Below are 7,747 nucleotides of genomic sequence, written 5' to 3' on the forward strand. Positions count from 1 at the left end.
ACATAACCATTTGGTTATATGTAAAATATAAACATGTGCAGAAATAATGTCAAGACTTTTCTGAAAATACAAATTTTTATCCTTCCAGCTATTTCATCATCCGATTCAAAAGTGATCCTCTTCGTTCCATCAGCAATCGAGAGGACATAGGAAAATGGATGGCAGAGATTCTAGACCATCTTGTTAGTGATAAAAAGATTTTATCGGACATTCTGCAGGTGGGTATAAAACATTGAATATAGCGACATGCATACAAAGCAGGATCAATAAAATGGTACTCTTGTCCCCTGTTACTTCATTTGTCCCGTTTCATAAAAAAGAATGAATAAAAAGGCAGTGGGAATTCATATGTGAACCCCACTGCCTTTTATTTGAAGTTATTGCTAAATAGAAAAAATCACTCATTATTTCACTTTGTTGAAAAAGATATGTATAGAAAAGTATCCCTTAGTTTTCTCCTACTATGTGTAACAATGACAATCCTAATTTAGAAGAACATACATTATTCTGAGCTGGAGCATATAGCTTCATAATATGATCACTTCCAGCCGTGATTTTCAACTACTTCTCATAATTTCATTCAAATAAAGAGAGTATTGCTATAATCCATACACCTATCACAAGTATTAAAAACCACCAACCCGTAAACTTAACATACTTTTTTAGAAATGGTTTCTTAATGATTTTTTCTGAAAAGGAACTCATCTTTAAAAAATCTTCAGGAAACTTTAACAGCATGTATGAAAAACTGCCGAAAATTAACGTAACCAATATTGCCATAATAAACATTGCCAAAGTACCTACTCCTAAGCTTTAAGTTTTAAAACAAAACGTCACATAATAATTATATTATTTAGTAACTAGATTGCCTATCAAAAAATTCCAGAGCTTGTTAATAAAAATACGTTCTAGAATCGGGATGCACAGTCGATAGCTCCCTATTTTTTCTTAAAAACTAAAATCCTCCTTTTCGTACTTCTTCACAGCCTTGCCACTTTCGTATAAAGCATAAATATTATCGCAATTTTCACCAAAATAATTCTGTTACTTTATATAGGACGAACCTTCAAAAGAATCTCCAATAAATTCGTATGATTCGGACATAAGGAGCAAATGCTGTAGTTATGTTCAAATTCAAAGTAGTGAATTACGAAAAAAATTGGTACTTCTTTAAATGGCATTATTGCCTCAGAACATCACAAAATAACTACATCACCTTCTATAGGAGGAACAAATGAATATAAAATTACGGCTTAAAATAATGATTTTTCTTCAGTTTTTTATTTGGGGCTCTTGGCTCGTTACATTTGGTTCTTATATGATTAATACGTTGCATTTTACTGGCGCGCAAGTTGGAATCGTGTATAGTTCTAATGGTCTTGCAGCTATTATTATGCCAAGTCTTATAGGAATTATTGCGGATCGTTGGGTAAAAGCCAATGTTTTATACGGAATATTGCATTTCCTCGGTGCGATTACCCTATTTATATCTGCTCAAATTTCAGATCCAACCATGATGTTTTGGGTAATGCTTTTCAACTCAATCGTTTATATGCCAACACTTGCACTATCGAATACGATTTCTTATTTTAGTCTGGAGAACAAAGGGTTTGATATTGTAAAGGACTTTCCCCCTATTCGTGTCTATGGGACAATTGGTTTTATTCTTGCGATGTGGATTATTAGTCTTGCCAAAATTGAATTAAGTAATATTCAGTTATTTATTGCTAGCGGGTCTTCGTTAGTACTTGCACTATACACAATTTCTCTTCCGGCGTGCCCAACTTCCAATGAAATAAAGGACAAGTCATGGGTAAGCCTTTTGGGACTTGACGCTTTTGTTCTTTTTAAAGATAAAAAAATGGCTTTGTTTTTAATTTTTTCAATGCTATTAGGCGTTGCGCTTCAAATTACTAATACATTCGGTGATCCATTTTTACACGACTTCGCATTGAACCCTGATTATAAAAATACCTTTGCTGTTAAATATCCAGCTATTTTATTATCAGTTTCACAAATTTCAGAGGTATTCTTTATTCTGACCATTCCATTTTTTTTAAGTAAGTATGGCATTAAAAAAGTAATACTAATCAGTATGGTGGGATGGACATTACGTTTTGTTTTCTTTGGGTATGGAAGCCCGATTGGCGGAGGATTTTTACTATTGCTGTTATCAATGATCGTTTACGGTTGCGCCTTTGATTTCTTTAATATTTCAGGAGCGATTTTTGTAGAAAAAGAAGTCGATCATCGAATTCGCGGCAGTGCTCAAGGATTATTTAGTACGATGGTCAATGGAATAGGCGCCTATTTAGGAGCTGTCATTAGTGGAAAAGTAGTTGATTATTTTACAGTGGACGGCGTGAGAAATTGGCAAAATATTTGGTTGTTCTTTGGCGGCTATACGCTCGTTTTAGCCATCATTTTTGCCATCGTTTTTAAATATAATCATGATGAAAATGCCCTGAAAAATGGATAATTATACCCTGCATAACAAAGAGCCTAACCGGTTTTGGTTAAGGCTCTTTTACTGGATTAAATGGATTGACGATTTTTCCACTCTTCAAGAGACATCATTTTTAAATCTTCATCAACATCTAGTCTCAATGGCGCAATTAATTCTAATGAATTACCATCCAGGTCAGAAAAGTAAATTGCAGCATGCGCATGAGGATTATTTGGTAGTACTAGTGGTTGATGTTCGGGAGGAAAGCCAAATTCTGTTCGAACTTCAATACCAATTGACGATAACCACTCTTTTACATGCTCAAGATCTTCTTCGTCAATTATCAATTATGCCTCGGCATAATTGCGTCCGGAATCGGCTTTGTGCTTGCACAAAGAACTCCTTTCCGATTCCGTGACATCCGCCGGAGGCTTTAACTTCTTTCAGCGGGTGTTTGAACATCCGCTGAAAGAAGTTAAACGCTAAATGTCGGATAGATGGATGGTATTTTAATTCAACACTTTCACTCCCATAAACCTAACCAGCTTTCACCTTTAGCTATCCAGAAGAAAGCTACCTTTCCTTTTTTATAGGCGAGCTCTAACCCTAACTTTTGATAAAATACAATCGAGTTTTCTAAATTACTTACTGGTAAATGTGCTTCATATAATCCTTTAATCATTTCAATATTCTCCTATTTCATCTTGATTTAAGAAAAATTATATAAATAACATTACCCTTTTAAATCAATCTTTCGTCTGAAATTTCGATAATTTCCAGGTTGTATCAAGATTCTTGTTTATTTTTCATTGGAATGATATTACACTACGACCAGATCGAGGTATTGATACCCCCTTAAAAATATGAATAGACACTCAGTATACTTTTCTATATCATAAAGTATAAACACAACTTATTGTAGATAAAAGACACATACAAGAGAATATACTATACTTACCGAAAAAAACAGGAGGCTATTTAAATGGGGAGAGTCCAACAACTTGCACCAAATTTTTATTGTATTGATACACATGATTTAGATCGGGAACAGCGTACAAGCTCTTATTTGCTGATTGATGAAAAAATTGCCTTAATAGAGACTTCTGCCAGTCCGTCTATGCCATATATAGTAGAAGGTTTAGATGAATTACATATTTCTCTAGAGGATATTCAATATGTAATTGTTACGCATATCCATTTAGACCATGCTGGAGGCGCAGGGTTATTTTTACAAAGCTGTCCAAATGCTACATTCGTTGTCCATCCACGAGGTGTATCTCATATGGTGGATCCAAGTCGTCTAATTGCAAGTGCAAAGAGTGTTTACGGAGCAGAATTCGATCGTCTATTTGATCCAATTGTACCTATCGATGCTGAACGCATTATAGAAATTGGCCATGAGGAAGTACTATCTTTAGGTCAACATCAGCTAACGTTTTATCATACAGAAGGTCATGCAAAGCATCATGTATCAATGCTTTATTCTGCTACTAATGGATTGTTTGTAGGAGATACTAATGGTGTACGGTATCCAGAAATGGAGAGCGAATCAATTGATTTAATTATTCCTTCCACTTCACCGAATCAGTATGACCCACAAACGATGGAACAATCTATCCAGCTTTATGAAAAGTTGAAGGCTACTGAATTATATTTCGGTCATTTCGGTGCATATAGAAATCCAACTGAAGCCTACAAACAAGTGCGTTATTGGACGCCGTTATTTCTAGCTGAAGGAAAAAAAGCGTTAACCGTATCTAGTGATTTTAAAGAACAAGTACATTTTTTAGATAGTCGCTTGAAGGCACTTTTGCACAACTATTTACAGGAAAATGGAATTGTAGAAAATCACCCCGTCTATCAAACAATCCCGTTCGATACCATTGTTTCTGCAATGGGGATTCTTGATTATCTAGAAAAGAACGACAGCGACTAAATTACGGATGAGACAAGATTAAAACATTAAAATAAAGCGGACATGATCGAAGAACAAATTGAGTAACTAGTTTGAGTAAGTTATAGAAACAGAGGTACTTGAGTTGAATAGCAAGAAGAAAGTAACCATCTCATACGAGGTGGTTTTTTTGTTGTTTTAAACAAAGATTGATAATAATTAATAGAGGCTGATAAGAAATCCTGTGAACTAGGATTTCTTATGAATTACGATAAAAAAGCTGTTTCTTATAGAAAGTCTTTAATACTCCAAAATAAACTCATTGCTACCCTCTCAAGTGGAAAAAATTACATATATAAAATAAAGCAAAAAATTGTTAATATTTGATAGGAAAAGTATTCTATGGAATGAAATTGGATTGTAGATGAATTATGTCTTTTTTGTTTTACAGCAACAATCTTCCAGAACACAGTCTTTAACAAACATAAAAAGGAGCAACCCAATTGAAATTATTTTTAAATGTAACAACTTATCTAGTTACTGCTATTGCCGCAGTTCTCGCATTTTTTTCTTTAGCAACCCTTTATCATGAATTAAGTGGTAGTTATTTTGAGCTACTTGATATTCTCTTCAAGTTACCTATGACCGTGATTATTTCGTTAATTATCTGTTATTTTTTAATTAAAAGAATAACTATCAAACCGATACTGTTTGGGACAATAATCGGCTTTTGGTTGATCAAAGTTATACAAGTAGTTAATGTTTCATATTACTTATATCATTACAAATCAAACGAAGATTACATACAAAACATCTCTATTCGCAACACAATTGACCTTTGTATCCAGTTGTTGCCAATCGCGCTTGTGTTTTTATCTCATTTCTTATTAAAGAAATATAACAACTGGTTGCATATCAGTGGTTTTACATGTGGAGCAACTATCGGTTTCTTTACATCCTACGCAACAGTTCTTTTTATAAGACATATTAATAATTCATTAACTTCGTATCATTATTTTGATAACAACGAATTAATGATAGTAATCGTAGGAACTGCTATTTTCACGATTTTAGGAAGTATTATCGGACTCAAAAAATTTAATCAGACACAAGAGAAATAATTTATCTCCCCGTAACTAGAACCCGGAGTGAATGTTTATTATGTGAAAGCGAAGCGTTTATAGCTGACGCATCGCTTTCGCTACAAAAGACATTTACTAAAAGAAATTAAATTCAAGCACTCGAACCTTCTTTGGCTTTCTAATATGGGCTTCCTTTACTGCTGGTTAAACAAAGTACTATTCCGGCTGGCGGTGTTTGGGGAGATGCTGGACAGCCTGTTTCTTTCACTCCACTTATCTGGTTTTCAAATACTGCAACAGTAGATGACTTTTTTGATAGCGTTAAATGGTACGAATCCTTACAAAACTGGACAGGACAAGTTCGAAGTGGTTTCTTCATTCAGACACAACCTGAATACAAATATACTTGTGGTAATTAAGCAACGAAAAAAAGGAGACTTTGAGAAATGAAGTTCAAAGTCTCCTTAGAATATCAGCATGCTATCTAGTTCTTATTGAAAAGTAGCCAAAGGTTTGTCCTCTATGCTTATTTCAATTTAACCCCTGTAGAAATCTCTTACTTTACTAGACCGTGTGGGTCGATGACGAATTTTCTGGAAGCCCCTTTATCAAAATCTTGATATGCCTTTGGAGCTTCGTCTAATGATATTACTGTAGCATTAACAGCTTTCGCAATTTGAGCTCTTCCACTCAAAATTGCCGCCATTAAATCGCGATGATATTTCATAACAGGTGTTTGACCAGTTACAAAAGTATGTGCTTTAGCCCATCCTAAGCCAAGACGAATTTTTAACGTACCAATTTTTGCATCCTCATCAATTCCACCAGGGTCCCCGGTTACGTAAAGACCCGGTATACCTAAACGTCCTCCAGCACGTGTTATTTGCATAATAGAATTTAAAACAGTAGCAGGTGCTTCAACTGCATTAGCTCCATGTGCAGATGCTTCAAATCCTACACAATCTACAGCACAATCTACTTCAGGTGCTCCAAGTATTTGGTCGATTTGCTCTCCTAGGTTTGAATGATTTCGTAAATTAACTGTTTCGCAACCAAAGCTTCTAGCTTGAGCTAACCTTTCTTCATTTAAATCTCCTACAATTACTACAGCGGCTCCTAGTAACTGAGCTGAATGAGCAGCAGCGAGACCAACTGGACCTGCACCTGCGATATACACAGTTGATCCCGGTTTCACACCTGCACTTACGGCACCATGATATCCAGTTGGAAATATATCTGAAAGCATTGTTAAATCTCTAATTTTCTCCATTGCTTGGTCTTTATCAGGAAATTTTAATAATTGGAAGTCGGCATATGGCACCATTACATACTCAGATTGACCTCCAACCCATCCTCCCATATCGACATAACCATATGCTGAACCAGGACGATCTGGATTTACATTCTCACAAATATGAGTATTCCGCTCCTTACAGCTACGGCACCGACCGCAAGCTATATTAAATGGAACAGAAACTAAATCACCTTTTTTAATAAATTCAACATCTCGGCCTACTTCAATCACTTCTCCTGTAATCTCATGGCCTAGAACTAATCCTGTCGGAGCTGTAGTTCTCCCCCTCACCATATGCTGATCGCTTCCACAAATATTAGTTGTTACTACCTTTAAAATAACACCATGATCACATTTGCGCCCTACATTAAGTGGATTTACCCCTGGTCCATCTCGTAAAACCAAATCTGGAAAACCAATATCTTGCACTTCTACTTTTCCGGAGCCCATATAGGCCACAGCTCTATTTCCAACCATGCAATTCCTCCCCTATATCATAAATTCATACAATCTATATATATAGCCACTTTGTCCTAATCATTCCTATGAAAAATAATATTCGTTCAAATTATTCATTTCTTGTTTAACGAAATGGCTCTATCTCTCACGTCTATTTCTCTACTTTACAATTGAATTCACCCATTTCAATTAAGTAGAGATTTTTTTCCCTTGCAAACTGCATATGAACTAAAAGAAGAGAGTTAGTCCATAAAGAACTGACTCTCTTCTTTTAGTTCATACTATTAGGTCTATTTTTTCTATTTAATCAACGCTCCATTAAATGAATAGAATCTCACTTACTTATGGTACGGTTCAGCGAAACTAATATTAAATTCGTTATAAAAATAGATTTCCTTATTGGACTAACCTGCTCCTTTAGTTGAAGAAGAAAAAGATGGGATCGCTGTGGAATCCCATCTTTAAGTAAAGCAGTTTAGTTTAATAAGAACAGCGACGCTTCTTCCACAATCGCGCCCGTTAATGGAATAACTGTAAGCTAATGAAGCTTTTTTAAAAGCTGCGTTTCCCTG

General features: G+C 35.1%; 6 protein-coding genes and 1 pseudogene. 3 read left to right on the forward strand and 4 right to left on the reverse strand.

The genetic code is table 11. The features are described 5' to 3' along the window. Positions 1-576: 576 nt before the first annotated feature. Complete coding sequence (locus ACQKN2_RS16905; protein ID WP_323646148.1) at positions 577-789, reverse strand: hypothetical protein; 213 nt, start codon at positions 787-789, stop codon at positions 577-579. 445 nt (positions 790-1,234) lie between these two features. On the opposite strand from ACQKN2_RS16905, the gene ACQKN2_RS16910 reads away from it, so the two are divergent. Beyond that, positions 1,235-2,479, forward strand: a complete 1,245-nt coding sequence (locus ACQKN2_RS16910) for a nucleoside permease (RefSeq protein ID WP_427415966.1) — start codon at positions 1,235-1,237, stop codon at positions 2,477-2,479. A 56-nt stretch (positions 2,480-2,535) separates the two neighbouring features. Here ACQKN2_RS16910 and ACQKN2_RS16915 read toward each other — a convergent pair whose 3' ends face one another. Together ACQKN2_RS16915 and ACQKN2_RS16920 are read right to left on the reverse strand one after the other, a co-directional pair. Beyond that, entirely contained in the window at positions 2,536-2,793 is a 258-nt protein-coding gene (locus ACQKN2_RS16915; RefSeq protein ID WP_427415967.1) for a hypothetical protein, read from the reverse strand. A gap of 127 nt (positions 2,794-2,920) precedes the next feature. Further along, positions 2,921-3,128, reverse strand: a pseudogene (locus ACQKN2_RS16920) (VOC family protein); the annotation flags it as partial. Positions 3,129-3,428: 300 nt separating this feature from the next. On the opposite strand from ACQKN2_RS16920, the gene ACQKN2_RS16925 reads away from it, so the two are divergent. Both ACQKN2_RS16925 and ACQKN2_RS16930 read left to right on the forward strand, forming a co-directional pair. Beyond that, complete coding sequence (locus tag ACQKN2_RS16925; RefSeq protein WP_427415968.1) at positions 3,429-4,382, forward strand: MBL fold metallo-hydrolase; 954 nt, start codon at positions 3,429-3,431, stop codon at positions 4,380-4,382. Positions 4,383-4,843: 461 nt separating this feature from the next. Then, positions 4,844-5,461 carry a hypothetical protein gene (locus ACQKN2_RS16930; RefSeq protein ID WP_427415969.1) on the forward strand — a complete coding sequence of 206 codons (618 nt, stop codon included), beginning with the start codon at positions 4,844-4,846 and terminating at the stop codon, positions 5,459-5,461. A gap of 517 nt (positions 5,462-5,978) precedes the next feature. On the opposite strand, the gene fdhA is transcribed toward ACQKN2_RS16930, so the two are convergent. Continuing rightward, complete coding sequence (gene fdhA / locus ACQKN2_RS16935; protein WP_427415970.1) at positions 5,979-7,193, reverse strand: formaldehyde dehydrogenase, glutathione-independent; 1,215 nt, start codon at positions 7,191-7,193, stop codon at positions 5,979-5,981. Positions 7,194-7,747: the final 554 nt, after the last annotated feature.

This window comes from Lysinibacillus sp. NPDC093688 (assembly GCF_050280145.1).
Classification (GTDB): domain Bacteria; phylum Bacillota; class Bacilli; order Bacillales_A; family Planococcaceae; genus Lysinibacillus; species Lysinibacillus xylanilyticus_B.

Coding starts and splice junctions, on each gene's coding strand:
- ACQKN2_RS16905 (WP_323646148.1), bottom strand. CDS start 789: ATGTTTATTATGGCAATATTGGTTACGTTAATTTTCGGCAGTTTTTCA.
- ACQKN2_RS16910 (WP_427415966.1), top strand. CDS start 1,235: ATGAATATAAAATTACGGCTTAAAATAATGATTTTTCTTCAGTTTTTT.
- ACQKN2_RS16925 (WP_427415968.1), top strand. CDS start 3,429: ATGGGGAGAGTCCAACAACTTGCACCAAATTTTTATTGTATTGATACA.
- fdhA (WP_427415970.1), bottom strand. CDS start 7,193: ATGGTTGGAAATAGAGCTGTGGCCTATATGGGCTCCGGAAAAGTAGAA.